We start from the raw sequence: 25,752 nt of genomic DNA, 5'->3' as shown, positions 1-25,752 counted from the left end.
CGCTTTTGTCGCCGGTAGGATCGGACGGTGCTGATTCTGCTACCCCCTTCCGAAGGCAAGACACCCGCGCGCCGCGGGTCCGCCGTCGACTGGCCCTCGCTGAGTTTCCCTGAGCTCAATCCCTGCCGCACCAAGGTCCTGGCGGCGCTGGAAGCGGTCAGCGGGCACCCGGACGCCCTCTCGCTGCTGGGCGTGGGCGCCTCGCTGCGGGACGACGTCGAACGCAACACCCGCCTCCACGCTGAGCCGGCCGCGCCGGCACACAGCATCTACTCGGGGGTTCTGTATGACGCCCTGGGATACCGGAGCCTGACGCCCGCGCAGCGGCGCAAGGCCGACGAGTCCGTGCTGGTGGTCTCCGCGCTGTGGGGGGCAATCCGCTTTGGCGACAGCGTGCCCGCCTACCGGCTTTCCATGGGGACGGCATTGCCCGACGTCGGCCGGCTGGCTTCGTTCTGGAAGGCACAGCTGGATGACACGCTGGGCCGCGCCGCGGAGGGCCATCTGGTGGTTGACTGCCGTTCGAGCACCTACGCGGCCGCCTGGGCGGCGCCGCCGGAGCGTACGGTCACGGTGAACGTCTTTACCGAAGCCGCAGGAGTCCGGAAAGTGGTGAGCCATTTCGCCAAGCACACCCGCGGCGAACTGGCCCGGCACCTCCTGGCCCGCCGCGGGAAGGCTCCGGCTGCGGCCTCGGACCTGCTGAAGGTTGCGCGCGAAAAATGGGACGCGGAGCTGGTGCCGGGTACGGCACGCAGGCCCCATGCCCTGAACATCATCCTGCCGGGCTGAGGCGCCGGCGGTTCAGGCCCAGTCGTCCGAGCGGACCAGGATGGCGCCGGAATCCGGGCAGAACACGATGTCATCCGCCGCGGCCGCCTTGATCTCGGCAAGGTCGCCTGGGCTGAGTTTCATCCCCGAGGCCTCCGATGTCCCGTGGAAGAGCCGCGCGGCGCCCACGCCCCGCTTGGCGAGGGTCTTTTCGTAGACGGCCAGCATGCCTGCGTCAAGGCCTGCCGCAAATTCGGCGCGCCGGGCCACGAGCCCTTCGGCTTCGGCGGCCACCTCGGCGAGGGCTGCGTCCAGCTCTGCCCGGATCGTGCCGAACGAGCCTTGGATGTCATCAACGATCGCCTGCTGGGCGGCCTGCCGTTCCCGCAACGCGTCCAGCCGCTCCAGGATTTCCAGTTCCACGTCTTCGAGGTCTGAGCGCCGCTTGTTCAGCGATTCAATGTCCTTCTGCAGGGCCACAAGGTCCTTGGAGAGCCCGGTTCCGCTGTTGAGCCTGGCCTCGTCGCGTTCGATGCGCGAAGCGACCTGTTCGACGTCGGCTTCCGCCCGCTTGAGCGCGGCTTCGGCGTCATGCACGGCCACCTTGGCCGCGCCCAGTTCTCCGTTGGCCACGGACAGGGCCGCTTCGAGGTCCTTGATCCGGGGATCATTTTCGAGCGTCCGACGGCGGTTGGCGAGGCCGGTCAGCCTGGCGTCCAGTCCTTGCAGTTCGAGCAACTTCAACTGTTCCGCCGGTGCTGCCTTCGCCACTGTTACCTCCGCTTGATCCTTTCCGGCCAGGGGCCGGGCACCCTATGGGCGCTTCCTAGACTCTATCGCCTGGGCTGAACCGTTGCCTCGCTGCCGGGCTCAGCCCGGAGTGAGGATGAAGTCCCAAGGATCACTGTTGGTGGTGCTGACCCGGATCTCCAGGTCGTGCCCCTGGTCCGCCAGGACGTTGCCCAAGGCTGCGGCGGCGGCCGGCAACCAGAGCCATTCACTGGCAAAGTGCGAGACGTCCACCAGGTAGGGCCGGCCGTTGAGGGCAGCTTCCCGGGCCTCGGACGCAGGGTGGTGGCGAAGGTCCGCGGTGACGTACACGTCCGCGTTGCTGGCCCTGACCTCGTTGAACAGGGAATCGCCGGCGCCGCCGCACACTGCAATCCGCCGCACCACGCCGTCCTTGTCCCCGGAAACGCGCACACCCCCGGCGACGGAGGGAAGGATGCCGAACACCCGTGCAGCGAAATCGCCCAGGCTCATGGCGTCCGCCAGGTCGCCGACCCGCCCAATGCCTTCCTCCGGCAGCCCGTTGGCCGCCGCGGTGAGCGGGGCAACATCCTGCAGTCCCAGCGCGTCGGCCAGGACATCGGAAACGCCGCCGACGGCGGAGTCGCCGTTGGTGTGCACGGTCAGCAGTGCCGTCCCCGACTCGATCAGCCGGTGGACAGCCCGTCCCTTCGCCGTGGTTGCCGCCACCGACGTGACACCTTTCAGCAGCAGCGGATGGTGGGTAATGAGGAGGCCGGCACCCCACTCAACGGCTTCTTCGATGACCTCCAGGGTGGGGTCCACCGCGAACATCACCTTGCTGACGGGCGCGGACGGGTGGCCTGCCACGAGCCCCACTTCGTCCCAGTTCTCCGCCAGCGATTCGGGCCACAGTTCCTCAACGGCAAGCAACAATTCGGCCAGGGTGGGAGCCTCGGGGGCACTGTCGTGGCCCAGCGCGTCGGAGGAGGCTTCGCCGTCGTGATCTGCCTGGCCGGTAACGTCGGTGTCCACAGGTTCCATAGTCTTAGTTTTACCCCATCGCCTTCCCGGCGCCGCATGTTGCGGTGCCGGGAAGGGCCGGCGGGAATCATCCGGGGCCGTCAACCATTGAAGAGGTCATGAAAACTTTTGTTCTTGGCGGGGGCTGCTTCTGGTGCCTCGACGCTGTCTACCAGAAGACCAGGGGCGTCACCTCGGTGGTGTCCGGTTATACCGGCGGCCACGATCCCCATCCCGACTACTACTCGGTGTGCAGCGGCACCACCGGCCACGCGGAGGTTGTGGCCGTGACCTTCGACGAGGAGGTCATTCCGGCCGAAGTCATCCTGGACATGTTCTTTGCCCTGCACGACCCCACCACGCTCAACCGCCAGGGGTACGACGTGGGTACCCAGTACCGTTCCTCCATGTTCTACGAGACCACGGAGGAAAAGATCCTGTTCGAGGAAGCGATCGAACGCAACCAGGCGCTGTGGAAGCACCCCATCGTCACCGAAGTCAGCCGCCTGCCGCGGTTCCACGTGGCGGAGGAATTCCACCAGGACTACTACGCCAAGCACCCGGAACAGGGGTACTGCCAGGTGATCATCAACCCCAAGCTGGCCAAGGCCAGGAAATATTACTCTGCATGGCTTAACGCTTAGCCTGCGTTACGCGGCCTCGTTAGGCTGACCTCAGTATTCACCCCTTAGAGATAGGCGTATGTACATGGCACGGATCTATGACGATGTAACGCAACTGGTCGGCGGGACCCCGCTGGTTCGGTTGAACCGGCTCAGCGAGGGACTGGACGCCACCGTTGCGGTCAAGCTGGAGTTCTACAACCCGGCCAACAGCGTCAAGGACCGTATCGGCGTCGCCATCATCGACGCCGCGGAAAAGTCGGGTGCACTGAAGCCCGGCGGCACCATCGTCGAGGGCACCTCCGGCAACACGGGCATCGCCCTGGCCATGGTCGGTGCCGCGCGCGGCTACAAGGTCATCCTCACCATGCCGGAAACCATGTCCACCGAACGCCGCGTCATGCTGCGCGCCTTCGGCGCCGAGATCGTGCTGACCCCGGGCTCCGAGGGTATGCGCGGAGCCGTGGAAAAGGCCCAGGAGATCGTGGCCAACACGGAGAACTCCATCTGGGCACAGCAGTTTGCCAACGAAGCCAACCCGGAGATCCACCGGAAGACCACCGCAGAAGAGGTCTGGGCCGACACCGACGGTGCCGTTGACATCTTCGTGGCGGGCGTCGGCACCGGCGGAACCATCACCGGCGTCGGACAGGTGCTGAAGGAGCGCAAGCCCGGCGTGCAGATCGTGGCGGTGGAACCCAAGGACTCCCCCATCCTGAACGGCGGCGCTCCTGGCCCGCACAAGATCCAGGGCCTCGGCGCGAACTTTGTTCCGGAACTGCTGGACACCACCGTCTACGATGAGGTCATCGACGCTTCGCTTGAGGACTCGGTCCGCGTTGCCCGCGAGCTGGGCATCAAGGAAGGCATCCTGGGCGGCATCTCCTCGGGCGCCATCGTCTGGGGTGCGCTGGAACTGGCCAAGCGCCCCGAAAACGCGGGCAAGCTGATCGTGGCCGTGGTCTGCGACTTCGGTGAGCGTTACATCTCCACCGTGCTCTATGACGACATCCGGGGCTAAGCAGACTGAGCTGCCCGCCCGTTTCCTGTAGAAAGAACTTTGTGGGCTTTTTCGCAAGACTGAAGGAAGACCTCGAGGCCGCCCGGTCCCACGACCCGGCGGCTCGAGGTTCTTTTGAGAACTTTTTCGCCTATTCCGGCCTGCACGCCATCTGGATCCATCGGCTGACCCACCGGTTGTGGCAGAACCCTGCCCTGCGTTTTCCCGCACGGCTCCTGTCGCAGCTGGGCAGGTTTGCCACCGGCATCGAGATTCATCCGGGTGCCACCATCGGCCGCAGGTTCTTCATCGACCACGGCATGGGGGTGGTGATCGGTGAGACCGCGGAAATTGGCGAGGACGTGATGATCTACCACGGCGTCACGCTGGGCGGCCGATCGCTGGCCCGGATTAAACGCCACCCCACCATCGGGGACCGCGTGACGATCGGTGCGGGAGCCAAAATCCTGGGGCCCATTACCATTGGCCGGGACAGCGCGGTCGGTGCCAACGCGGTCGTGGTCAAGGACGCGCCGCCGGAGTCGATCGTTACCGGCGTTCCTGCCAAGTGGCGGCACCGCGATGCGCAGCGGGAAACCAAACCCGCAGTGGATCCGGCCGAATACGATATCGAGTACCGGATCTAGGGTCCGGCGTTGCCTGGACGAAGTTCGGGCCCTAGCTTGGCCCGCTGTCCTGTTAGCCGGGGAAGCGCTTGTAGATGTTCCACAGCACGGTGTCGAAGGCGCGGTCCGGAAGCAGCCGGCGCAGCAGCAGGATGGCCCGCGCGCCCTTGCCCACCGGATAGCGGGTCCTGGGCCGCGGCGAGGTGGCGGCATGAACGATTGCGTCCGCTATCACGGCGGGGTGCGAGGACAACGCCGAACCGTCGGTTGAAGCCAGCGCTGCCGCCACCACCTTGGCCTGCGCGGCGTACGGTCCGGTCCCCGAATTCGCCAGCAGGCCCTCCGCGGAGATGGCGCCCCACTCGGACTGGGTGCCGCCCGGTTCGATGATGGAGACGTCGATGCCGTGTGGCTTGAGCCCCACCCGGAGCGAATAGCTAAGGCCCTCAACGGCGAACTTGGTGGCGTGGTACCAGGCGCCCAGGGGCTCGTACATCTTTCCGCCGATCGAGGAGATATTGATGATCCGCCCCCGGCCGGCGGCCCGCATGGCCGGCAGCACGAGCTGCGTCATCCGTGCCAAGCCAAACAGGTTGACGTCGAACTGCCGGCGGCCCTCCGCCAATTCGACGTCCTCAAGCGAGCCGTAGGATCCGTAGCCGGCGTTGTTGACCAGCACGTCGATCCGGCCGTGGGCCGACAGGACTTCCCCGACGGCGGCGACCATCGTCGCCTCGTCCGTCACGTCAAGCGCCAGGGTCCGGACGCCGTCGGCCTTGAGCGGTTCCATCTTCTCCACCCGGCGTGCGCCGCCGTACACGGTGAATCCGCGGGCTGCGAGCTTCCGGGCAGCTTCGAAGCCGATTCCAGTGGACGCACCGGTGACGAAAGCGACGGGCTGGTTCATGGCGGACTCCTTGGGACGCCGCCCCGGAGGGAGGGCGGGCTGCGCGGATCAGGGGCGGTGCGGCCGGAAATGCCGACGGCCGGCGCCCCCAGAGTATAGGGAAGCGCCGGCCGCCGCGCCGGAAGCGCCGTGGGCTAGTGCGTGTCGACTGCCGAAATTTCGGACTTGTCCTCGCCCCAGAGGGTGTGGAACGTGCCTTCGGTGTCCACACGGCCGTAGGTGTGGGCGCCGAAGAGGTCGCGCTGGCCCTGGATCAGGGCGGCGGCAACGCGCTTGCGGCGCAGGCCGTCGTAGTAGGCCAGCGAGGAGGAGAACACCGGCACCGGGATGCCAAGCTGCACGGCGGTGGCTACTACCCGCCGCCACGCCGGGAGGGCGTCGCCAATGGCCTTGGTGAACGCCGGTGCGAACAGCAGGTTTGCGGGCTTCTCGTCCGCAGCGTAGGCCTTGGTGATGTCCTTGAGGAGCTCCGCGCGGATGATGCAGCCGGCGCGCCACAGGGAAGCGATTTCGTCCAGCTTGAGGTCCCAGCCGTATTCCTTGGCTGCCGAGGTCAGCATGTCCAGGCCCTGCGCGTAGGAGACCAGCTTGGAGGCGTAGAGCGCCTGGCGGACATCCTCAACGAACGTCTCGGGGATCTCAACCGTTGCCTCGTTGCCCGCCAGCAGCTCCTGGCCAAGCTTGCGCTGGGCAGCCTGGGAGGAGAGCGCACGGGCGAAGACCGATTCGGCGATGCCGGACACGGGGGAACCGAGCTCCAGGGCCGAGATCACGGTCCAGCGTCCAGTGCCCTTCTGGCCCGCGGCGTCGACGACGACATCCACGAACGGCTTGCCGGTCTTGGCATCGACGTGGCCCAGGACCTCGGCGGAGATCTCGATCAGGAAGGACGAGAGTTCGCCCTGGTTCCACTCGGAGAAGATCTTTGCCTGCTCGGCCGGTTCGATGCCGGCACCGGAGCGCAGGAGGTCGAAGGCCTCGCCGATGACCTGCATGTCTGCGTATTCGATGCCGTTGTGGACCATTTTGACGAAGTGGCCGGCGCCATCGGTGCCAATCCACGCGCAGCAGGGCTCACCGTCCACCTTTGCCGAAATCTTTTCCAGCAGCGGACCCAGGGCCTTGTACGACTCCTTGGAGCCGCCGGGCATGATGGACGGACCGTTCAAGGCACCCTCTTCGCCGCCGGAGACGCCGACGCCCACGAAGTGCAGATCCTTCTTGGCCAGCGCGGCTTCCCGGCGGCGGGTGTCCTCGTAGTGTGAGTTGCCGGCGTCGATGATGATGTCGCCCGGTTCCAGCAACGGTTCCAGCTGCTCGATCACCGAATCGACCGGCTTTCCGGCTTTGACCATGATCAGCACCCGGCGCGGCTTCTCCAGGGAATCGACCAGCTCCTGCAGGGATTCGGTCCGGATGAAATCGCCCTCCGAGCCGTGCTTCTCCAGCAGTGCGTCGGTCTTTTCCACCGACCGGTTGTGCAGGGCAACCGTGAACCCGTTGCGGGCGAGGTTGCGGGCAAGGTTGGCGCCCATCACTGCGAGGCCGGTGACACCGATGTGTGCAGACATCAATAACTCCAATTCATTGTTTGCCCCGGATCCAGGTTCCGGTGCGGGGTGGGACGCCGGGGCATATCAGGGGGTCGGAATAAAGCATATATATTCTGGCGGTGACGCGAAAGTAACGTCCGCGTCATGAAACCGATTGTGTCGCTGCCAGTCTAGGACTGCCGCACTCCCCTGTCCCGGCCGTCCGGGTCAGCCGGCAATCCCGCATCCGCCAGCAACTAGGCTTACAGCATGACCAGCAGCCTCCACCACCGTGCCATCGAGAACCTGGGCACCCGGATCATCTCAGGGGATCTCCCCGCCGGACACGTCATGCTCGCCGAGCAGCTGGAGGATGAACTGAAGGTTTCCCGCTCCGTAATCCGTGAAGCCGTGCGCGTCCTGCAGTCCCTGGGGCTGGTGGAAACCACCAAGCGGGTGGGGATCCGGGTGTTGCCCTCAAGCCGCTGGAACCCCTTTGACCCGCAGGTGATCCGGTGGCGGCTGGCCAGCGATGCGCGCGGAGCCCAGCTTCGCTCCCTCGCCGAACTCCGTGCCGCCGTCGAACCTGCAGCCGCCGAACTGGCGGCAGAGAACGCGCCGGCGCCGCTGCGCCTGGAACTCGTGGATGTTGCCCGCGCCATGCGGGAGGCCGGCAACAAGGGCGAGGTTGCCCGCTTCCTGGAACTGGATATCCGCTTCCATTCGCTGCTGCTCTCCGGCTCCGGCAACGAGATGTTCGCCAACCTGATGGGGCAGGTGGCCGAAACACTGACGGGCCGGACGGTACACGGCCTGATGCCGGACCATCCCCACCAGGCCGCCCTGCAATGGCACGAAGATGTGGCAGAGGCGATCGCCAAGGGCGACGCTCCCGCTGCCCGCGAGGCATCGGACCGGATCATGCGGCGGACCATGTCACAGATGGCTGACACCTGGACGGAGCAACCGCGGGTGTTCATCCCCGTCCGGCAGTAACGGTCAGCTGCTTCCGTTCCCGTCGAAGCTGAGGAGGACTTTGCCGGAGCTGGTGGAGTCTTTGGCCATCTCGAAGGCGTGCAGGGCGTCCTCCACGGGGTATTGGTGGGTGATGACGGGGCTGATGTGCAGTGATCGGTCGGCAAGCGCCGCGATGACCTGGTCGATTTCGTCGTTGAAGCGGAAGGAGCCTTTGAGGTCCAGTTCGCGGGTGATGGCCAGCGAGATGGGCAGCGGTTGCATGCCGGTGGGCAGCAGCCCGACCATGACCACGGTCCCGCCGCGGACCGCGCCGCGGATGGCGGAGGCCAGTCCGTGGTGGTTGCCGGAGGATTCGATCACCACGTCCGCCTCCACGGCGGCGATCGCTTCGGTGTCTGCGGCGTTGATGACCTGGTCGGCACCGACGGCCTTGGCGATCTCCAGCGGTTTGGGATGGAGGTCCACAGCGGTGATGTGCGCGGCTCCGGCGCGTTTGAGGACCGCGACGGCGAGGGCACCGATGGGGCCGGAGCCGATCACCAGCGCGGTCTTCCCGGCCACGTCCCCGGCCCGGGAGACGGCGTGCCAGGCCACGGACGCGGGTTCGACCAGGGCGGCTGTGCGCAGGTCGATGCCCTCGGGCAGGGCCCGCAGCATCCGGGCCGGCAGGTTCACGTACCGGCTGAAGGCGCCGTCGGTGTGCGGGTAGCGGGCGGCGCTGCCCAGGTAGGTGCACCCGGGTGAGAGGTTGGGCCGGTCCACAGGGTACCTGGCCGCGCCCGGACCGGGGGTGGCGGGGTGGACGGCGACGGCGGTTCCGGGCTGCGGCCCCTGGCCGTTGGCGGCGGCGCGGACCACCACGCCGGAGATTTCGTGGCCCAGCACCAGGGGCGCCTTCAGGATGGATTCCCCGGCCGCACCGTGCAGCCAGTAATGCAGGTCCGACCCGCAGATCCCGCCGTACAAGACCTCAACCACGGCCTGGTCATCCGCCGGCCGGGCCAGCGGGACCTCATCGACCCGGAGATCCCCCGCGGCGTGGGCCACCACGGCCGGCCCGGAGCCGGGCAGCATGTGGGCCCCTGGCTGGACGGGTGTGTTCGCGGGCATCAGACCACCACCGTCATTCCGCCGTCGATGAAAATGGTCTGCCCGTTCACGAAATCCGACCCGTCCGAGGCCAGCCAGACCACCGGCCCGGCCAGATCCCTCGGCGTGCCCCAGCGGCGGGCCGGGGTGCGGCCCAGGATCCAGGCATTGAACTGTTCGTCATCCACCAGGTTCTGCGTCATCTCGGTGTGGATATACCCCGGCGCGATCCCGTTGACCTGCAGGCCGGACCCGGCCCACTCGGCCGTCATGGCCCGGGTCAGGTTCCGCAGCCCGCCCTTGGCCGCAACATACGGGGCAATCGTGGGGCGGGCCAGGTCCGTCTGCACCGAACAGATATTGATGATCTTGCCCCGGCCCCGCGGAATCATGCGCCGGGCTGCTTCCCGCCCCACCAGGAACGCACTGGTCAAGTCCGTGGAAATCACCCGCTCCCAATCCGCCACGTCCAACTCCAGCATCGGCACCCGATGCTGGATCCCGGCATTATTCACCAGAATCTCCAACGCACCCACATGCTCTTCGATCCACGCGATACCCCGGGCTGCCGCCTCGCCATCGGTAACGTCAAACGCGACACTATGCACCCGGCCCGGGGCATAATCGGCGGCCATCGCCGCCTCGGCCTCCTTGAGCCGCTCCCCGTTGATGCCATTCAACACAACCGTTGCACCGGCGTCCGCCAACGCCCGGGCCAGCGACGAGCCAATCCCCCGGCTCGACCCGGTGACCAACGCAACCCGGTCCGACAAATCAAAAAGTGAACTCATGGAGCAGCTGTTCCTTCCGCCGCAACTGCGGCCCTATGGCTGAGGTTGGAGATGGTTTGGCGCACTACTGCGAGGTCCTGGTCGCCAAGGCCCTGGCGCTTCAGCTCGGCGTAGAGTTCGGCGGCGGCCGTGGCGATCGGGGTTGCCGTTCCCGCTGCGCGGGCTGCGTCGAGCACGAAGGAAAGATCCTTGTGCATGAATTTTGCCGGGCCCGTGGGGGCGTAGTCTTTGCTGACCAGGCGCGGTCCGACGATATCCAGCACCCTGCTGCCGGCCAAACCGCCCGACAGGACGTCGAAGAGCGCCGCCGGTTCGAGCCCGGAACGCTCTGCCAGTTCGGCAGCCTCGGCGAGCGCCGCCGTCGTCGTCCCCACGACCAGCTGGTTGCACGCCTTGGCGAGCGACCCTGCGCCAAGGGGACCAAGGCGGCGGACGGTGGTGCCCATGGCGTGCAGGAGCGGCTCTGCCCTGCGGAACGCGGACTCCTCGCCGCCGGCCATGATGGCGAGGGTGCCGTCCGCGGCGCCCTTGGTGCCGCCGCTGACCGGGGCGTCGACAACCTGGGCGCGCCCGCCGGTGAGCTCGGTGACGCGGCGCCCGAAAACCTGGACGGCGGTGGGCGAGACACTGCTCATGACCAGCAGGACGGTCTGGGGCGCCGGCGGCTCTTTTTTCCACCGGGCAAGGAGCCCGGCCGCCGCCTCCTCGATGTGTGGCAGGTCTGGAAGCATGAAAACGATGACGGGAAGATGGCCCAGGTCTTCCACCGCGGGGACAATTGTTCCGCCGAGGTCCCGCAACCGGGCCGCTGCCCCTGGAGACCGGTTCCAGCCCGTGACCTGCCATCCGCTGCGGAGGGCGTTTGCCGCCATCAGTCCGCCCATCAATCCCAGGCCTGCAAAGCCTGCGCGTTTGTCCTCCATTTACCCAGCCTCACGTCATCGTGCTTTAAAGATTTGTTCAATATCCTAGCCATGATTCAGTATGATGAACACCATGACTTCCATAACTACCGTGGCCATTGCCGTGCCGCTCGAAGCCGAGCTGGTGGACCGGATCAGGGCCGTTGATCCGTCCGTGACCGTCCTGTACGAGCCCGACCTCCTGCCGCCGGAGCGCTTCCCGGCGGACCACGCCGGAGATCCGGATTTCCGGCGGACCCCGGAACAGGAAGAACGCTATTGGGCGATGCTGAACAGCGCACAGGTCCTCTACGGATTCCCCAACGAAAGCCCGTCGGGCCTGGCCCGGATTGCCACGGACAACGGACACCTGCAGTGGGTCCACGCCATGGCAGCCGGCGCAGGCGGCGCGGTTAAAGCGTCTGGCCTGGACCAGCAGACACTGCAAAAGTTCAAGGTCACAACGTCCGCCGGCGTGCACGCGCTTCCCCTGGCCGAGTTCGCAGCGATGGGCATCCTGAACGGGTTCAAACGCACCGCCGAGCTGGCGCTGGACCAGCAGGCCAGGAATTGGCCGGAACTCCGCACTCCCACGCGGCTGGTGAGCGGTTCCCGGCTGGTCATTGCGGGGCTCGGTGAGATCGGCCTTGAGACGGCCCGGCTTGCCCGCGCCCTGGGCATGGCCGTCAGCGGAACCAAGAGGACCCCGGAGCCCCTGGAAGGCATCGACCAGGTGACCGGAAACGACGGCCTTCCCGGCCTCCTTGCCACCGCCGATGCCGTGGTGAACACCCTTCCGGGCACCCCGTATACGGAGAAGCTGTTCAACCGGGACGTATTTGCTGTCATGAAACCCGGCACCGTCTTCGTCAACGTCGGACGCGGCACCGTGGTGGATGAGGACGCGCTGCTCGAGGCCCTGGATAATGGCCAGGTCTCCTACGCCTGCCTTGATGTCTTCGCAGTGGAACCGCTCCCCCTCGAAAGCCCGCTCTGGGGCCACCCGAAGGTTCTGGTGTCGCCGCATACGTCAGCTTTGAGCGCCGCGGAGAACAGGCTGATCACCGACCGTTTCTGCAGCAACCTGCGAACCTTCCTCGACGGCGGCGAACTCCCCCACCTCGTGGACACGGTCCACTTCTACTGACCCTTGGCCAAGGCACCGGCAAGGCCGCTGCATCCCCTGCCCAGGGGATGCAGCGGCCGTTCTTTTTGTGGCGCCGGACTGCTGCCCATCAGGCCGCAGCATCAACGGCGCCCCTCGGAACCTCCCGACCTCCGCGATGCCGGCCGGCTTGTCTCCCGCACACGCCAAACGCCCGGCCCGGATGATCCGGACCGGGCGTCAGGCCGGCGTCAGCTGGCGTCTTCGACGAGGACCAGGTCCCGGCCGCCGGTTTCCGGCGTGAAGAACGTGGTGATGAACGAGATCACAGCGAGGACGAGGGAGTACAGGGCGGGAACCAGCCAGGAGTGGTTGGTGGCCGCCAGCAGGGCGACGCCGATCATCGGGGCGAAGCCGCCGGCGAGGACGGCCGAGAGTTCGCGGCTCAGGGCAACTCCGGTAAAGCGGTGCTGGGAACCGAACAGCTCGGGCAGAAGGGCACATTGCGGCCCGAGCATGGCCTGGACGCCGAGGGCGATGCCCACCACCATGACCACCCAGACGAGCGTGACATTGCCGAGGGTCACCAGGTAGAAGGCCGGGAGCGCGATGACCGCCTGGAACAGGGCACCGTAGCGGTAGACGGGGACGCGGCCGTAGCGGTCGGACAAGGCACCGAATGCGACCACCATGACGGCGGCAAAGCCGGCCGCGATCAGCAGTCCGGTTGGTCCGATGAACTTGTCGCCCGGGAAGACACCGGCAGGCATGCTGATGAACGAAACCAGCAGGGCCGAGTAAATGGAGGAGTTTCCGTTTTCACCCATACGCAGGCCGATCCCCACCAGGACGTTCTTCTTGGAATGACGCCAGATCTGGGACACCGGGTTCTTCACCACAGCCTTGTGCTTTTCCAGTTCCTGGAAGACCGGCGTCTCCTTCAGGCGAAGGCGGATGAACACCGCAATGCCGATCAGGATGATGCTGGCAAGGAACGGCACACGCCACAGCCAGCCCTGCAGGACGGACTTGTCGGCCATGGCCATCAAGGCGAATGTTCCGGCGCCCAAGAGGGTGCCCAGCTGGATGCCAACGAAGGGCAGCGCGGCAAAGAAACCACGACGGCGGCGCGGTGCCACCTCGGAGATCAGCGTGGTGGCACCCGCCTGTTCAGCTCCGGCGCCAAGGCCCTGGATGATGCGGAGGCTCACGAGGAGGACCGCACCCAGCATTCCGGCCTGGTCGAAAGTGGGCAGGAGTCCAATGGCGAAGCTGGACATTCCCATGAGGCCGATGGTGAGGATCAGGACCATCTTGCGCCCAAACCTGTCACCAATGTGGCCAAAGACGATGCCGCCGAAGGGCCGGGCCGCAAATCCCACACCGTAGGTGGCGAAGGAGGCAATAACGGCGCCGCTTTCACCCAGCGGGGCGAAGAAAAGCGGGCCGAAGATCAGCGCGGACGCCAGGCCGTAGATATAGAAGTCGTAGTACTCCAGTGCGGACCCCACGGAACTTGCAAGAGTTGCCCTTCGCAGCTGGTCGGCGTCGACGGCAGTGCCGTCCGCGGCCTGCGGTGCATTAGTACGAGTTGTCACAAGAACTCCCTCATCACGCGCCAGGCCCCCGTTGGCCTGGCGGGTCAGCAACGACACCCGAGATGTCGATCACTATGTTGAACAGAGTACAGCAAGTTGGACAACAGGCAAGCGGTTAAGCCAAAAAGTACATGCACCGTCCCCTGCGGGACGCCTTCCTAGCTCATGGGATTACCCAAGGACCGTGCCAGTTCCTGAAGTTCCTTGACCATCTGCGCACCCTGCTCGGGGGTATAGGTTGCCTTCAGCGCCGTCACCGACAACCCCAGGCTGGGTCCGTGGGAGCCGCGGGTGGGGACGGCCACGCCCAGGCAGACCACGCCCGTAGTGGATTCCTCGTCCTCGAAGGCGTAGCCCTGCTCCCGGATGGACCGCAGCTGATCCTTGAGCTCGCGACCGGTCCGCAGGGACTTAGGGGTGAGGACGGGCAGCTCGGCGTCATCGGGGAACAAGGCGTCGATGTCGTGGTCGTGAAGCCTGGCGATCAAGACCTTGCCCACAGCACAGAGGGAGACCGGCATTTTGTCGCCGATGTTGGAGGTGAGCCGGACAGCCGGATGCCCCTCGTAGCGTGCCAGGTAGATGACATAGGTCCCGTCCAGCATGGCAATCCGCACCGTCTCACCGGAAAGGGTGGGCGCCTGCTCGCAGTACCGGTAGAACTCCTGGACCTCGTCCATGCGGCTGAGATACGCCGCGCCAAGTTCAACCAGCTTGCGGCCCAGCATGAATTCGGAGCCCTGCCTGCTGATGAGGCGGGCGTCCTCCAACGCCAACAGCAGGTTGGAGGTGGAGGACTTCGGGATTCCCAGCTCGCGGGCAAGGTCACTGAGGGTCAGCCGTCCCCCTGCGGACGCAGCCAGTGCCTCCAGGACGGCGGCAGCCCGGGTAACGGCAGGCGCAGGCGAAGCGCTTGCAGGCCCGTCGGAGGAACGTGGGGTGCGGGAATCGGCCATGATTCTCCTTCGGTAGGCGCATGCACTCATCAGCTCTGTCCATTCAGCTGAACACAACCCATCATAGTGGCTGGCTTGGGCGGACCTGCGGTGCCCGCCGACGCCTGGGCGATAACGCGGGCGCCTCGGGACTTTTTGTTTCCGGGAGTTCACGGTATATTCATCCCAGGCCCTCCACCGCGGCATCCCCCAATAGTCGCGGTGGAGGGTTTTCCAATGCCCCGAAGCCGACGGACCAAGCGGGGCCGGTCAGGCCGCATCCGCTGCCGACTCCCTGCGCCGCCAGCTGCCGCCCAGGCCGTCACGCTGGAGATACATGGTGGTCAACGCGGACCGGCTGTTGTTACCCAGCCGCACCTGCAACTGCAGGACTTCCACATCCACGCCGCTGTTGCCCTTCGGCATCCGGCGTTTGGTCTCCCACCAATTGACGCGTTCGTACCACCTCACCGGCGCAGCACCCACCGCCCATTCCCTGCCGCGGCTCACCACCGCCGTCGGCATTCCCTCGCTGTCTGTGTGCACTATGACGTGTTCCATCCCTGCACCGTATGGCAGGGCACTGACAACGGGACTGGAAAAGCCGAAAAGCAAAAACCCCGCCGCCCCACCGGGAAGGCGGGACAACGGGGTTTCACATGAGTGGGTCCTACCGGGATCGAACCGATGACATCCACGGTGTAAACGTGGCGCTCTACCAGCTGAGCTAAAGACCCAAATTGCGCGGTTTCCGGCGGTAACGCCGCAACCAACGAACATAAACTCTACCCGACGTTGGACCGCAAACGCGAATCGGCCCGCCCGGGGCCTTCCCGCACTACAGGGGAGGAAGTTCAGCTGCCAGGTAGCCCAATGCCTGGCTGACCCCGGCTTCGAGTTTGATGGTTGCCTTGTCATCACCGCGGGTGGCACCCCGGTTGATGATGACCACCGGTTTTGACTGCTTGGCGGCGTGCCGCACGAACCGCAGGCCGCTCATGACCGTCAGGGAAGAACCGGCCACGACCAGGGCGGCTGCCTCGTCCACCATCGCGTAGGACCGCTCCACCCGGTCCTTGGGCACGTTTTCACCGAAGTAGACAAAGTCTGGCTTCAGCGTTCCGCCGCAGGCAGGGCAGAGCGCCACCACGAAGCTGTGGATGAGCGCCTGGTCCTCGACGGTGGCGTCAGCGTCGGGCGCCATTTCCACGAGTCCGGAAGCTGCCGCCCGCTCCAGGAAGCCGGGGTTGAGTTCCTCGAAAACACCGGCAAGGAGGCGCCTGGAATACGTCCGCCCGCAGTCCAGGCAGATCACTTGGTCATACCGGCCGTGGAGGTCGACGACGTTTGAACTGCCCGCGTCCTGGTGCAGCCGGTCGACGTTCTGGGTAATGAGTCCGGTAAGGAAACCGCGCCGCTCGAGTTCGGCTGCGGAATAGTGGCCCTGGTTTGGATCAGCATGCCGCATATGCGACCAGCCGATGTGGTTCCTGGCCCAGTATCGGCGCCGGTTGGCGGCGTCGCGGACAAACTCCTGGTAGGTCATGGGTGAACGGGGCGGCGAGTCCGGGCCGCGGTAGTCGGGGATCCCGGAATCCGTGCTGAGCCCGGCCCCGGTCAGCAGGGCGAAACGAACCCCCGCGAGCAGGTCACGGATCCGGACCAACACCTCAAGATCCGCACCCGAGGGCGGGGCCGGGGCCACCGGCGGCATGCTGGCAAAGCCCGTCAGGCCTGTCCCCCGCCGCTGCTCAGCCATCCGCCTCAGGCCTGCTTCAAATCCGCCAAAGCCGCCCGGTACTCACCGAAGTCGCGGGCTTGGCCCCGTGGGTTCACCACGCTGTACCGGACCGTGCCCTCTGCATCGATGATGAAGGTGGCCCGTTTGGCCATGCCGCTGCCGGCGTCGAACACGCCGTAGGCGCCTGCCACGGCCCCGTGCGGCCAGAAATCAGCCAGCAGGTCGAAGCCGTACCCTTCCTGGGCCGCGTAGGCGCGAAGGCTGAACTTGCTGTCAGCGGACACTGCCAGAACGACGGCATTCGAATCCTCGAACGTGGCAAGGTTGTCACGTATCTCGCAGAGCTCGCCGGTGCAGATCCCCGAGAAGGCAAACGGGTAGAACACCAAGGCCACGTTCTGTCCGCGGAAGGACGAGAGGCGCACCGGCTCACCGTACTGGTTGGCCAGCTCAAAGTCGGGCGCGGTTGTGCCCACTGCGGGAACAACTGCGGAAGCGGCCACGACCGCTGCCGTCATTTGTTCTTCCTGCTGACCAGGCGCGCCGCGCTCCAATCCTTTGAGACACCGGCAGAGGTGGTGACATGCAGGCCGGCCGTTGGTGCGGCTTCCTGGATGTCTGCCGGCGAAACGTAACCGTCCCTGCCCGACTTGGGGGTCAGGACCCAGACAACCCCGTTTTCGCTCAGGGTAGTGAGGGAATCCATCAGGCTGTCGACGAGGTCTCCGTCCCCGTCGCGCCACCAAAGGATGACAGCGTCCGCCACCTCGTGGTCGTCCTCGTCCAGCAACTCCGAACCGGTGAGGTCTTCAATATCGTCACGCAAGTCGAAATCGACGTCGTCGTCGTAACCGAACTCCTGAATCAGATCCCCATTTTTGAAACCCAATTTTTCCGCCACATTTACCGAAGTGGCGGCGTCGGCCTCGCTCACGTGTTCCTCCAATACGTCATTAATGCGTTGTGCATAGTGATTTCCATTACTCCCAAGCCAACACCCTTTGCGCCTGCGCTTCAAGCTGCCGCCCCCGGGAGTGCGCATATTCTGCGTCACATCCAGCTGCGGCTGCGCCCGGCAAGGGTATTGGCCACACAACCAGTATGACGAACGAAATACAACAGCAGCACCTGGACCGCAGCTACGCATCGCGTTGCCGTCAGGGCTAGAGTGGCTGGTGACAACTATGCCCGCGGGACGACACCCCTGTGACTCCGGACAGGCATAGGAGCGCTAGGAAGCTGCCCGGCACACATGACCGGGCTGTTGTAACCGATACGTCGCACACGGCGTATATACGCCGGGCAGTCACCCTGCCTGGCCTGAGTGCGCCGATTCATGCGCGCAAAGAGAGGTTGGACGTGGCTGCAGGAGAAGATACCTCCCATATCCTCAGCGGGTTGACTAACCAGCTGCCTGATCGTGATCCGGAAGAGACTGCCGAGTGGGTTGAGTCCCTGGATGCGTTGATCAGGGAACAGGGCACTGAGCGTGCCCAATACATCATGCGGAGCCTGCTGCAGCGCGCGGGCGCGCAGAGCGTCGGGGTGCCGATGGTGACCACCACCGATTACGTGAACACCATCCCGGTGGACCAGGAAGCGGAGTTCCCGGGCAATGAGGAATTCGAGCGCCGGTACCGGGCGTACATGCGGTGGAACGCCGCGGTCATGGTGCACCGGGCGCAGCGGCCCGAGATCGGCGTCGGCGGGCATATCTCCACCTACGCCGGGGCCGCGACCCTGTACGAGGTCGGGTTCAACCACTTCTTCCGCGGCAAGGACCACCCCGGCGGCGGGGACCAGGTCTTCTTCCAGGGCCACGCCTCCCCCGGCATGTACGCCCGGGCGTTCATGGAAGGACGCCTCTCCGAGGAAGACCTCGACGGGTTCCGGCAGGAAAAGTCCCGCGCCGGCCACGCCCTGTCCTCCTACCCGCACCCGCGGCTGATGCCGGACTTCTGGGAATTCCCCACCGTGTCCATGGGCATCGGGCCGATGAACGCGATCTACCAGGCCCAGAACAACCGCTACCTGCACAACCGGGGCCTGAAAGACACCTCGGACCAGCAGGTCTGGGCGTTCCTGGGCGACGGGGAAATGGACGAGCCCGAGTCCCGCGGCCTGCTCCAGCTCGCCGCGAACGAGAACCTGGACAACCTGAACTTCGTGATCAACTGCAACCTCCAGCGCCTCGACGGCCCGGTCCGGGGCAACGGGAAGATCATGCAGGAACTCGAAGCGTTCTTCCGCGGCGCGGGCTGGAACGTCATCAAGGTCGTCTGGGGCCGGGAATGGGATGACCTGCTCACCCGCGACACCGACGGCTCGCTCGTGAAAATCATGAACGAAACCGTCGACGGCGACTACCAGACCTACAAAGCCGAATCCGGCGGCTTCGTCCGCGAACACTTCTTCGGCAAAACCCCGCAAACCAAAGACCTCGTCGCGGACCTCACCGACGACCAGATCTGGAACCTCAAACGCGGCGGACACGACTACCGCAAGGTCTACGCCGCCTACAAAGCCGCCACCGAATTCAAGGGCAAACCAACCGTCATCCTCGCCCACACCGTCAAAGGCTACGGACTCGGACCACACTTCGAGGGCCGCAACGCGACCCACCAGATGAAGAAACTGACCCTGGATGACCTGAAGAAGTTCCGCGACCACCTCCGGATCCCGATCACCGACGAACAGCTCGAGAAGGATTCGTACCGGCCGCCGTACTACCACCCCGGTAATGACGCGCCGGAAATCAAGTACATGATGGAACGCCGTGCAGCACTGGGCGGCTCCGTGCCCGAGCGGCGCAGCAAGCACTCCGAGATCACCTTGCCGGACGCGAAGTCCTACGAGGTTGCCAAGCGCGGGTCCGGCAAGCAGCAGGCCGCCACCACCATGGCATTCGTGCGCCTGCTCAAGGACCTGATGCGGGATAAGAACTTCGGCAAGCACATCGCCCCGATCATTCCCGACGAAGCCCGGACGTTCGGCATGGACGCGTTCTTCCCGACCGCGAAGATCTACAACCCCAAGGGCCAGAACTACCTCTCCGTGGACCGCGACCTCGTCCTGGCCTACAAGGAATCCCCCGCCGGCCAGCTGATCCACCCCGGCATCAACGAAGCCGGCGCTGTGGCAGCCTTCACCGCCGCCGGAACCGCCTACGCCACCCACGGCGTGCCGCTGGTCCCGGTCTACGTGTTCTACTCCATGTTCGGCTTCCAGCGCACCGGCGACGCCTTCTGGGCCGCCGCGGACCAAATGACCCGCGGCTTCATCATCGGCGCCACCGCAGGGCGGACCACCCTCACCGGCGAAGGACTCCAGCACGCCGACGGCCACTCTCCCCTGCTGGCCTCCACCAACCCCGCCGTCCTCACCTACGACCCCGCCTACGGCTACGAAATCGGACACATCATCCGCTCCGGCCTCGAACGCATGTACGGGCCGGACTCCACGGACAAAAACCTCATGTACTACCTCACCGTGTACAACGAACCCATCGTCCAACCCGCCGAACCCGAAAACCTCGACATCGAAGGCCTCATCAAGGGCATCTACCTGCTCGCCCCGGCAAAGATCGACGGTCCCCGCACCCAGATCCTCGCCTCCGGCGTCTCCGTGCCCTGGGCCATCGACGCCCAACGCATCCTCGCCGACGACTGGAACGTCTCCGCCGACGTCTGGTCCGTCACCTCCTGGAACGAACTGCGCCGCGACGGCCTCGCCGCCGAAGAAGAAGCCTTCCTCAACCCCGGCCAACCCGCCCGCACCCCGTTCGTCACCCAGCAACTCGAAGGCGCCACCGGCCCCATCGTCGCCGTCACCGACTACATGAAAGCCATCCCCGACCAAATCCGGCAATTCGTCCCCAACGAATTCGCCACCCTCGGCGCCGACGGCTTCGGCTTCTCCGACACCCGCGCAGCAGCCCGCCGCTACTTCAAAAACGACACCCACTCCATCGTGGTGCGTGCCCTTGAAATGCTGGCGCGCCGTGGCGAGGTGGATGTTGACGCCCCGGTCAAGGCCATCGAGAAGTACAAGCTGCTCAACGTCAATGCCGGCACCACCGGCAATGCCGGCGGGGAGGCCTGACAGCCTTTCGCAGCAGCACCAACGGCGGCCCCCTCCATCACGGAGGGGGCCGCCGTTGTCCGTTCCGGGGTGCCTGCCTGCTGTGACGCAGCGCAAAGCGGATTGTAGCCTTCGCACAAATGGAGCTTGCGCGGTGGGGGCCGTATGCTCAAAGAATGCCAGCACCAGCCAGCCCGTCCGCCAAACGGAAACCGAGCCCGCCGAAGGTCACACCGGAGAAGTCCGAAACCCTAAAGCAGCTGCGGGCCAACGTCGGCCAGCTTTCCACAACCACCATGCGCAAGCTTGAGCAGTCGCTGCCCTGGTACAGCCGGCTCAGCTCCGACGAGAGGTCGGCCCTGGGCATGGTGGCGCAGAACGGGATCGCGGCATTCGTCACCTGGTACGAGCGTCCAAGCTCTCCGTCGTGGATCCTGACGGATGTGTTTGGGACGGCGCCCACGGAACTGACCCGCTCCATCAGCCTGCAGAAGGCGTTGCAGCTGATCAGGATCGTGGTGGAGGTTGTCGAGGACCAGGTTCCCGTCATTGCGCCGGAGGCAGACCAGCCGTCCCTGCGCGAAGCAGTCCTTCGGTACTCGCGTGAAGTCGCGTTCGCCGCAGCCGATGTCTACGCCCGGGCCGCGGAATCGCGGGGATCCTGGGACACCCGGCTGGAAGCCCTGATCGTGGATGCGATCCTTCGGGGTGAAAACACAGATGCGCTCCGCTCCCGCATCGCGGCCCTCGGCTGGAAGGCGCAGGAGCGTTTCACGGTCATGGTGGGAAACTCGCCGTCCGAACCCAGCGCCAGCTACGTGAGCGAACTGCGGCGGATGGCCGGGCGTTTCGCAGAGGACGCACTGGTGGGGATCCAGGGCGACCGGTTGATCCTCATCCTGGGCGGGGTGCAGGACCGCGAATCGGCCTATGTGAAGCTGAGCGAAATGTTCGCACCCGGCCCCGTGGTCTACGGCCCCGAGGCCGGTTCCCTGCTGGAGGCCAGCGGATCGGCGCAATCGGCGTTTGCCGGCCTCACTGCCGCCCGGGCGTGGCCGTCGGCGCCTCGGCCGGTAGCGGCCGACGATTTGCTGCCGGAACGGGTGATTTCCGGCGATGATGCCGCACGGCGTTCCTTGGTCAAGAATATCTACCGGCCCCTCGTGGCAGCGTCCAACGGCCTGGTGGAAACCCTGGGAACCTACCTTGAGCTGGGACATTCGCTGGAGGCAACGGCACGGGAACTCTTCGTCCACGCCAACACCGTCCGGTACCGGTTGAAGCGTGTTTGCGACGTCACCGGCTGGGACCCGCTGCTGCCCAGGGAGGCTTTTGTGCTTCAGGCAGCGCTCGTGGTGGGCCGCCTTTCTGCCCCGCCAAAGGCCGCCACGGAGCGGCAGTCGTCCCGGAACCAAGCGTGAGTCATTGTAGACTTCCTACAACCTGACCCCGTGAGCTTGGTGCGGTGAAACACCGCTGGATCACACAGTAATTTGGAAAGCTGGTTACGTGCTTGCAATAGTCTGCCCTGGACAGGGCTCGCAGACCCCGGGTTTTCTGGCCCCTTGGCTGGAACTACCTTCGGTGGCAGGCCAGCTGGCCGCCCTGAGCGACATCGCGGGGATCGACCTGATCGCCCACGGGACCACCTCCGACGAGGAAACCATCAAGGACACTGCCGTTGCGCAGCCCCTGATCGTTGCCGCAGGCCTGGTCACGGCGGCTTCCCTCTTCGACGTGGAGCTCAATTCCCTTCCGGTTATCCTCGCCGGCCATTCGGTGGGCGAAATCACTGCTGCCGCCCTCGCCGGCGTGCTGACCGAGCAGGAAGCCATGACCTTTGTCCGCGAACGGGCCAACAGCATGGCCGCCGCGGCTGCCGTCACGCCCACCGGCATGAGCGCCGTCGTGGGCGGCGACCCCGCCGAGGTGCTGGCTGCCATTGAGTCAGCCGGCACGGCCCCCGCGAACGTCAACGGCGCCGGCCAGACCGTTGCGGCCGGAACCTTCGACCAGCTGAAGGCGCTGGCCGCGAACCCGCCTGCCAAGGCCCGGGTGATTCCGTTGAAGGTGGCCGGTGCGTTCCACACCAGCCACATGGCACCGGCCGTTGACGCGCTTAAGGCGCTGGCGCCGCAGCTGAACCCGGCAGCCCCCAAGGTGCCCCTGCTGTCCAACTACGACGGCGGCGAGGTCACCGACGGCGGTGCCGCCGTCGAGAGCCTCATCGCCCAGGTTTCCCGCCCGGTGCGGTGGGACCTCTGCATGGACGCGATGGTCAAGCGCGGTGTCACCGGACTCATCGAACTCGCCCCCGCAGGCACCCTGGCCGGACTCGCCAAGCGAGGCATGCCCGGCGTCAAGACGGTAGCGGTCAAGACTCCCGAAGACCTCTCTGCCGCCCTGGCACTGTTCGCAGAACTGGAGGGGAACGCATGAGCGTCCCCACGCTGAAGCAGGCTCCCATCCATGAGCACACCCGCATCCTCGGGCTGGGGGCGTACCGTCCGGACGTCATCGTCACGAATGAAGACGTGTGCCAGTGGATCGACTCCTCCGATGAGTGGATCCGCCAGCGCACCGGCATCGTGACCCGGCACCGTGCGGCCGCGGACGTGAGCGTGATCGACATGGCTGAGGGCGCTGCCCGCGAGGCCATGCAGAAGGCCGGGATCGAGCCTTCGCAGCTCGGCGCCGTCATCGTGTCCACCGTGACGCACCCGTACGCGACACCCTCAGCCGCTGCCAGCCTGGCGGACCGCATCGGCGCTACGCCGGCACCGGCCTTCGACATCTCCGCAGCCTGCGCCGGTTACTGCTACGGCATTGCCCAGGCCGACGCCCTGGTCCGTTCCGGCGCCGCCAAGTACGTCCTGGTGGTGGGCGCGGAAAAGCTCTCGGACGTCATCGACAACCGGGAACGCACCATCTCCTTCCTGCTCGGGGACGGCGCCGGCGCCGTCGTCGTGGGTCCCTCCGACACTCCCGGCATCGCCCCGTCGGTCTGGGGTTCGGACGGCAGTAAATGGGATGCGATCGGCATGACCCGTTCCCTGCTGGACGTCCGCGATCTCGGCATGGCGGCCCGGCAGTCCGATTCCACCGGCGACCTTGCCCTCCTTGAAGAAGCGCAGGAACTTTACCCCACGCTCCGGCAGGACGGCCAGACCGTGTTCCGCTGGGCCGTGTGGGAGATGGCGAAAGTTGCCCAGCAGGCGCTCGACGCTGCCGGCATCGAGGCGGAAGACCTGGTTGCCTTCATCCCGCACCAGGCGAACATGCGCATCATCGACGAGATGGTGAAGAAGCTGAAGCTGCCCGAGACGGTTACAGTGGCACGGGACATTGCCGACGCCGGCAACACGTCCGCGGCCTCCATCCCGTTGGCAACGCACCGTCTCCTGCAGGAGAACCCCGGGCTGAGCGGCGGGCTGGCGCTGCAGATCGGTTTCGGCGCCGGGCTGGTCTTCGGCGCGCAGGTAATTGTCCTTCCCTAGATACGCCCAAGGGCCGCGACCGCGACCCGACCGTTTCCGGCAGCCCCTGCCGGCAATACAAGAAAAGGAGCCACCAATGGCTAGCAACGAAGAGATCCTGGCCGGCTTGGCTGAAATCGTCAACGAAGAGACCGGCCTGGCCCCGGAGGCCGTCGAGCTGGACAAGTCCTTCACCGAGGACCTGGACATCGACTCCATCTCCATGATGACCATCGTGGTCAACGCCGAGGAAAAGTTCGGCGTACGCATTCCGGACGAAGAGGTCAAGAACCTCAAGACCGTCGGCGACGCCGTCAGCTTCATTGCCGGAGCACAGGCCTAATCCAGGCTACCGCCGTCTCACGGCTTGGCTGGGCTGCCGATCCGGATTGACCGGATCGGCAGCCCGCCGCATCTAACCGGCACAGTGCCCCGACCGGGACTGGCCGATCATCAAATGTGCGGGACCCTGCGGTTGGCGCAGGCGGATTCCCCACCGACGAAAGAGTGATCCCATGACGCGCAAAGTAGTCATTACCGGTCTGGGTGCCACCACGCCCATCGGCGGCGATGTACCCACCATGTGGAACAACGCCCTCAAGGGGGTCTCCGGTGCCCGCACCCTGGAGGACGACTGGGTAGCCAAGTACGAGCTCCCCGTCCATTTCGCTGCCCGCTGCAGCACACCCGCGCTGGACGTCCTGAGCCGGGTTGAAGCAAAGCGGATGGACCCATCCACGCAGTTCGGCGTCATTGCGGCCCGTGAGGCCTGGGCCGACTCCGGCATCACCGAATTCGACCAGGACCGGTTGGCTGTTGCGTTCGCCACCGGCATTGGCGGGGTCTGGACCCTGCTGGATGCCTGGGACACCCTCAAGGAGAAGGGCCCGCGCCGGGTCCTGCCCATGACCGTTCCCATGCTGATGCCCAACGGCGTGGCCGCGGCCGTCAGCCTGGACCTCGGCGCCCGAGCCGGCGCCCACACCCCGGTTTCCGCATGCGCCTCAGGCACCGAAGCCATGCACCTCGGCCTCGAACTCATCCGCTCCGGCAAGGCGGACGTAGTGATGTGCGGCGGCGCAGAAGCCGCAATCCACCCCATGCCGTTGGCGGCCTTCGCCTCCATGCAGGCACTGTCCCGCAGGAATGACGAGCCCGAGCGCGCCTCCCGTCCCTACGACACCGACCGTGACGGCTTCGTGATGGGCGAAGGGGCCGGAGCGCTGGTCCTGGAGGCCGAGGAGCACGCCCTGGCCCGTGGAGCACGCATTTACGCCGAGCTCGCCGGTACGTCCGTCACTGCAGACGCGTACCACATCACCGCTCCGGATCCCCAAGGCCTCGGCGCCACCCGCGCGCTCAAGGCAGCGATGTTCGACGGCCGTATCCAGGCCGAGGACGTGGTGCACGTCAACGCCCACGCGACGTCGACCCCCGTAGGCGACAAGCCGGAATACACGGCACTGCGTGCCGCCCTGGGCAGCCACGTGGACAACGTGGCGGTTTCCGCCACCAAGTCGCAGATGGGGCACCTCCTGGGCGCGTCCGGCGCGGTGGAGGCGGTCCTGACCGTCCTGGCCGTCCACGAGCGCAAAGCACCGGTCACCATCAACCTCGAGAACCAGGATCCCGAGATCCCGCTCGACGTCGTCACCTCGGCCCGCGACCTGCCTGCCGGGAACATCGTGGCGCTGAGCAATTCCTTCGGGTTCGGCGGCCACAACGCCGTCGTGGCCATCCGCAGCATCTAGCCCTCGTCCGGCAGAACGCCTGGACAGCAAGAGGAGGCCACGCCGGCTGGCGGGGCCTCCTCTTGCGCTATGGA

Annotated in this window: 25 protein-coding genes and 1 tRNA gene; 12 read left to right on the top strand and 14 right to left on the bottom strand. The window is 65.9% G+C overall.

Annotated features, from left to right (window positions below; translation table 11 throughout):
• The first annotated feature begins 27 nt into the window (after window positions 1-27).
• Window positions 28-792, top strand: a complete 765-nt coding sequence (locus AC4EEO_RS07510; RefSeq protein ID WP_018761613.1) for a YaaA family protein — start codon at window positions 28-30, stop codon at window positions 790-792.
• A 12-nt stretch (window positions 793-804) separates the two neighbouring features.
• Here AC4EEO_RS07510 and AC4EEO_RS07505 read toward each other — a convergent pair whose 3' ends face one another.
• Window positions 805-1,542: a zinc ribbon domain-containing protein gene (locus AC4EEO_RS07505; protein ID WP_491330081.1), complete on the bottom strand. Its 738-nt coding sequence runs from the start codon at window positions 1,540-1,542 to the stop codon at window positions 805-807.
• 99 nt (window positions 1,543-1,641) lie between these two features.
• Window positions 1,642-2,565 (bottom strand): Nif3-like dinuclear metal center hexameric protein, encoded by a 924-nt coding sequence (locus AC4EEO_RS07500; RefSeq protein ID WP_206073876.1) that lies wholly within the window; start codon window positions 2,563-2,565, stop codon window positions 1,642-1,644.
• A gap of 98 nt (window positions 2,566-2,663) precedes the next feature.
• On the opposite strand from AC4EEO_RS07500, the gene msrA reads away from it, so the two are divergent.
• From msrA to epsC, 3 genes are all read left to right on the top strand, one after another.
• Window positions 2,664-3,188, top strand: a complete 525-nt coding sequence (msrA, locus tag AC4EEO_RS07495) for a peptide-methionine (S)-S-oxide reductase MsrA (RefSeq protein WP_018761616.1) — start codon at window positions 2,664-2,666, stop codon at window positions 3,186-3,188.
• A 64-nt stretch (window positions 3,189-3,252) separates the two neighbouring features.
• Complete coding sequence (cysK, locus tag AC4EEO_RS07490) at window positions 3,253-4,188, top strand: cysteine synthase A (RefSeq protein ID WP_026264549.1); 936 nt, start codon at window positions 3,253-3,255, stop codon at window positions 4,186-4,188.
• Between the two features lie 41 nt (window positions 4,189-4,229).
• Window positions 4,230-4,814: a serine O-acetyltransferase EpsC gene (epsC, locus tag AC4EEO_RS07485; RefSeq protein ID WP_018761618.1), complete on the top strand. Its 585-nt coding sequence runs from the start codon at window positions 4,230-4,232 to the stop codon at window positions 4,812-4,814.
• Window positions 4,815-4,866: 52 nt separating this feature from the next.
• Here the strand turns inward: epsC and AC4EEO_RS07480 are convergent, their stop codons facing one another.
• On the bottom strand, window positions 4,867-5,700 hold the full coding sequence (locus AC4EEO_RS07480; protein ID WP_491340186.1) for an oxidoreductase: 834 nt from the start codon (window positions 5,698-5,700) through the stop codon (window positions 4,867-4,869).
• 134 nt (window positions 5,701-5,834) lie between these two features.
• The gene (gene gnd / locus AC4EEO_RS07475; RefSeq protein ID WP_018761620.1) at window positions 5,835-7,271 is read right to left on the bottom strand and encodes an NADP-dependent phosphogluconate dehydrogenase; all 1,437 of its coding nucleotides are present in this window, start codon (window positions 7,269-7,271) and stop codon (window positions 5,835-5,837) included.
• 231 nt (window positions 7,272-7,502) lie between these two features.
• Between gnd and AC4EEO_RS07470 the strand changes: the two genes are divergently transcribed.
• Entirely contained in the window at window positions 7,503-8,228 is a 726-nt protein-coding gene (locus AC4EEO_RS07470; protein WP_109044432.1) for a FadR/GntR family transcriptional regulator, read from the top strand.
• A gap of 3 nt (window positions 8,229-8,231) precedes the next feature.
• On the opposite strand, the gene AC4EEO_RS07465 is transcribed toward AC4EEO_RS07470, so the two are convergent.
• Genes AC4EEO_RS07465 through AC4EEO_RS07455 form a run of 3 tightly spaced genes read right to left on the bottom strand, consistent with a single transcriptional unit; the run spans window position 8,232 to window position 11,013 of the window.
• On the bottom strand, window positions 8,232-9,320 hold the full coding sequence (locus AC4EEO_RS07465) for an L-idonate 5-dehydrogenase (protein WP_491340185.1): 1,089 nt from the start codon (window positions 9,318-9,320) through the stop codon (window positions 8,232-8,234).
• Window positions 9,320-10,090 carry an SDR family oxidoreductase gene (locus AC4EEO_RS07460; protein ID WP_491339342.1) on the bottom strand — a complete coding sequence of 257 codons (771 nt, stop codon included), beginning with the start codon at window positions 10,088-10,090 and terminating at the stop codon, window positions 9,320-9,322. Before AC4EEO_RS07460 ends, AC4EEO_RS07465 begins: the two co-directional genes overlap by 1 nt.
• Window positions 10,087-11,013, bottom strand: a complete 927-nt coding sequence (locus AC4EEO_RS07455; protein ID WP_109044429.1) for an NAD(P)-dependent oxidoreductase — start codon at window positions 11,011-11,013, stop codon at window positions 10,087-10,089. The genes AC4EEO_RS07460 and AC4EEO_RS07455 overlap by 4 nt, the downstream gene beginning before the upstream one ends.
• Window positions 11,014-11,074: 61 nt before the next feature.
• Here AC4EEO_RS07455 and AC4EEO_RS07450 point away from each other — a divergent pair, with 61 nt between their 5' ends.
• The gene (locus tag AC4EEO_RS07450) at window positions 11,075-12,139 is read left to right on the top strand and encodes a D-2-hydroxyacid dehydrogenase (RefSeq protein ID WP_491330088.1); all 1,065 of its coding nucleotides are present in this window, start codon (window positions 11,075-11,077) and stop codon (window positions 12,137-12,139) included.
• A 209-nt stretch (window positions 12,140-12,348) separates the two neighbouring features.
• Here AC4EEO_RS07450 and AC4EEO_RS07445 read toward each other — a convergent pair whose 3' ends face one another.
• The 7 genes from AC4EEO_RS07445 to AC4EEO_RS07415 form a co-directional block, all read right to left on the bottom strand.
• On the bottom strand, window positions 12,349-13,695 hold the full coding sequence (locus AC4EEO_RS07445) for an MFS transporter (protein ID WP_491330089.1): 1,347 nt from the start codon (window positions 13,693-13,695) through the stop codon (window positions 12,349-12,351).
• A gap of 158 nt (window positions 13,696-13,853) precedes the next feature.
• Window positions 13,854-14,651 carry an IclR family transcriptional regulator gene (locus AC4EEO_RS07440; RefSeq protein ID WP_491340184.1) on the bottom strand — a complete coding sequence of 266 codons (798 nt, stop codon included), beginning with the start codon at window positions 14,649-14,651 and terminating at the stop codon, window positions 13,854-13,856.
• 249 nt (window positions 14,652-14,900) lie between these two features.
• A complete protein-coding gene (locus tag AC4EEO_RS07435; RefSeq protein WP_285317869.1) occupies window positions 14,901-15,191 on the bottom strand; it encodes a hypothetical protein in 291 nt (96 codons plus the stop codon).
• Window positions 15,192-15,294: 103 nt separating this feature from the next.
• Window positions 15,295-15,367 (bottom strand) — tRNA-Val (locus AC4EEO_RS07430).
• 101 nt (window positions 15,368-15,468) lie between these two features.
• A complete protein-coding gene (locus AC4EEO_RS07425; RefSeq protein WP_133832861.1) occupies window positions 15,469-16,389 on the bottom strand; it encodes an NAD-dependent protein deacetylase in 921 nt (306 codons plus the stop codon).
• 5 nt (window positions 16,390-16,394) lie between these two features.
• Entirely contained in the window at window positions 16,395-16,889 is a 495-nt protein-coding gene (locus AC4EEO_RS07420) for a peroxiredoxin (protein ID WP_491340183.1), read from the bottom strand.
• Window positions 16,886-17,305, bottom strand: a complete 420-nt coding sequence (locus tag AC4EEO_RS07415) for a DUF3052 domain-containing protein (RefSeq protein WP_026265207.1) — start codon at window positions 17,303-17,305, stop codon at window positions 16,886-16,888. The genes AC4EEO_RS07420 and AC4EEO_RS07415 overlap by 4 nt, the downstream gene beginning before the upstream one ends.
• Window positions 17,306-17,730: 425 nt before the next feature.
• Between AC4EEO_RS07415 and aceE the strand changes: the two genes are divergently transcribed.
• The 6 genes from aceE (at window position 17,731) to fabF (ending at window position 25,678) form a co-directional block, all read left to right on the top strand.
• Window positions 17,731-20,472 (top strand): pyruvate dehydrogenase (acetyl-transferring), homodimeric type, encoded by a 2,742-nt coding sequence (aceE, locus tag AC4EEO_RS07410; RefSeq protein WP_491340182.1) that lies wholly within the window; start codon window positions 17,731-17,733, stop codon window positions 20,470-20,472.
• Window positions 20,473-20,627: 155 nt separating this feature from the next.
• A complete protein-coding gene (locus AC4EEO_RS07405; protein WP_018759983.1) occupies window positions 20,628-21,872 on the top strand; it encodes a PucR family transcriptional regulator in 1,245 nt (414 codons plus the stop codon).
• Between the two features lie 88 nt (window positions 21,873-21,960).
• Entirely contained in the window at window positions 21,961-22,890 is a 930-nt protein-coding gene (locus AC4EEO_RS07400; protein ID WP_206073900.1) for an ACP S-malonyltransferase, read from the top strand.
• Window positions 22,887-23,948 (top strand): beta-ketoacyl-ACP synthase III, encoded by a 1,062-nt coding sequence (locus AC4EEO_RS07395; protein ID WP_018759985.1) that lies wholly within the window; start codon window positions 22,887-22,889, stop codon window positions 23,946-23,948. Before AC4EEO_RS07400 ends, AC4EEO_RS07395 begins: the two co-directional genes overlap by 4 nt.
• A gap of 76 nt (window positions 23,949-24,024) precedes the next feature.
• Window positions 24,025-24,270: an acyl carrier protein gene (locus AC4EEO_RS07390; protein ID WP_009359314.1), complete on the top strand. Its 246-nt coding sequence runs from the start codon at window positions 24,025-24,027 to the stop codon at window positions 24,268-24,270.
• 172 nt (window positions 24,271-24,442) lie between these two features.
• The gene (fabF, locus tag AC4EEO_RS07385; protein ID WP_285247744.1) at window positions 24,443-25,678 is read left to right on the top strand and encodes a beta-ketoacyl-ACP synthase II; all 1,236 of its coding nucleotides are present in this window, start codon (window positions 24,443-24,445) and stop codon (window positions 25,676-25,678) included.
• The last annotated feature ends 74 nt before the right edge of the window (window positions 25,679-25,752 follow it).

Source organism: Pseudarthrobacter sp. MOO13, assembly GCF_058267655.1.
The sequence above is the reverse complement of the archived record's forward strand: the minus strand, read 5'-3'. Positions and strand labels throughout refer to the sequence as shown.

Coding starts and splice junctions, on each gene's coding strand:
- AC4EEO_RS07425 (WP_133832861.1), bottom strand. CDS start 16,389: ATGGCTGAGCAGCGGCGGGGGACAGGCCTGACGGGCTTTGCCAGCATG.
- AC4EEO_RS07465 (WP_491340185.1), bottom strand. CDS start 9,320: ATGCCCGCGAACACACCCGTCCAGCCAGGGGCCCACATGCTGCCCGGC.
- AC4EEO_RS07455 (WP_109044429.1), bottom strand. CDS start 11,013: ATGGAGGACAAACGCGCAGGCTTTGCAGGCCTGGGATTGATGGGCGGA.
- msrA (WP_018761616.1), top strand. CDS start 2,664: ATGAAAACTTTTGTTCTTGGCGGGGGCTGCTTCTGGTGCCTCGACGCT.
- gnd (WP_018761620.1), bottom strand. CDS start 7,271: ATGTCTGCACACATCGGTGTCACCGGCCTCGCAGTGATGGGCGCCAAC.
- AC4EEO_RS07395 (WP_018759985.1), top strand. CDS start 22,887: ATGAGCGTCCCCACGCTGAAGCAGGCTCCCATCCATGAGCACACCCGC.
- AC4EEO_RS07420 (WP_491340183.1), bottom strand. CDS start 16,889: ATGACGGCAGCGGTCGTGGCCGCTTCCGCAGTTGTTCCCGCAGTGGGC.
- AC4EEO_RS07435 (WP_285317869.1), bottom strand. CDS start 15,191: ATGGAACACGTCATAGTGCACACAGACAGCGAGGGAATGCCGACGGCG.
- AC4EEO_RS07470 (WP_109044432.1), top strand. CDS start 7,503: ATGACCAGCAGCCTCCACCACCGTGCCATCGAGAACCTGGGCACCCGG.
- fabF (WP_285247744.1), top strand. CDS start 24,443: ATGACGCGCAAAGTAGTCATTACCGGTCTGGGTGCCACCACGCCCATC.
- AC4EEO_RS07500 (WP_206073876.1), bottom strand. CDS start 2,565: ATGGAACCTGTGGACACCGACGTTACCGGCCAGGCAGATCACGACGGC.
- AC4EEO_RS07390 (WP_009359314.1), top strand. CDS start 24,025: ATGGCTAGCAACGAAGAGATCCTGGCCGGCTTGGCTGAAATCGTCAAC.
- AC4EEO_RS07450 (WP_491330088.1), top strand. CDS start 11,075: ATGATGAACACCATGACTTCCATAACTACCGTGGCCATTGCCGTGCCG.
- AC4EEO_RS07480 (WP_491340186.1), bottom strand. CDS start 5,700: ATGAACCAGCCCGTCGCTTTCGTCACCGGTGCGTCCACTGGAATCGGC.
- AC4EEO_RS07460 (WP_491339342.1), bottom strand. CDS start 10,090: ATGAGTTCACTTTTTGATTTGTCGGACCGGGTTGCGTTGGTCACCGGG.
- AC4EEO_RS07405 (WP_018759983.1), top strand. CDS start 20,628: ATGCCAGCACCAGCCAGCCCGTCCGCCAAACGGAAACCGAGCCCGCCG.
- AC4EEO_RS07440 (WP_491340184.1), bottom strand. CDS start 14,651: ATGGCCGATTCCCGCACCCCACGTTCCTCCGACGGGCCTGCAAGCGCT.
- cysK (WP_026264549.1), top strand. CDS start 3,253: ATGGCACGGATCTATGACGATGTAACGCAACTGGTCGGCGGGACCCCG.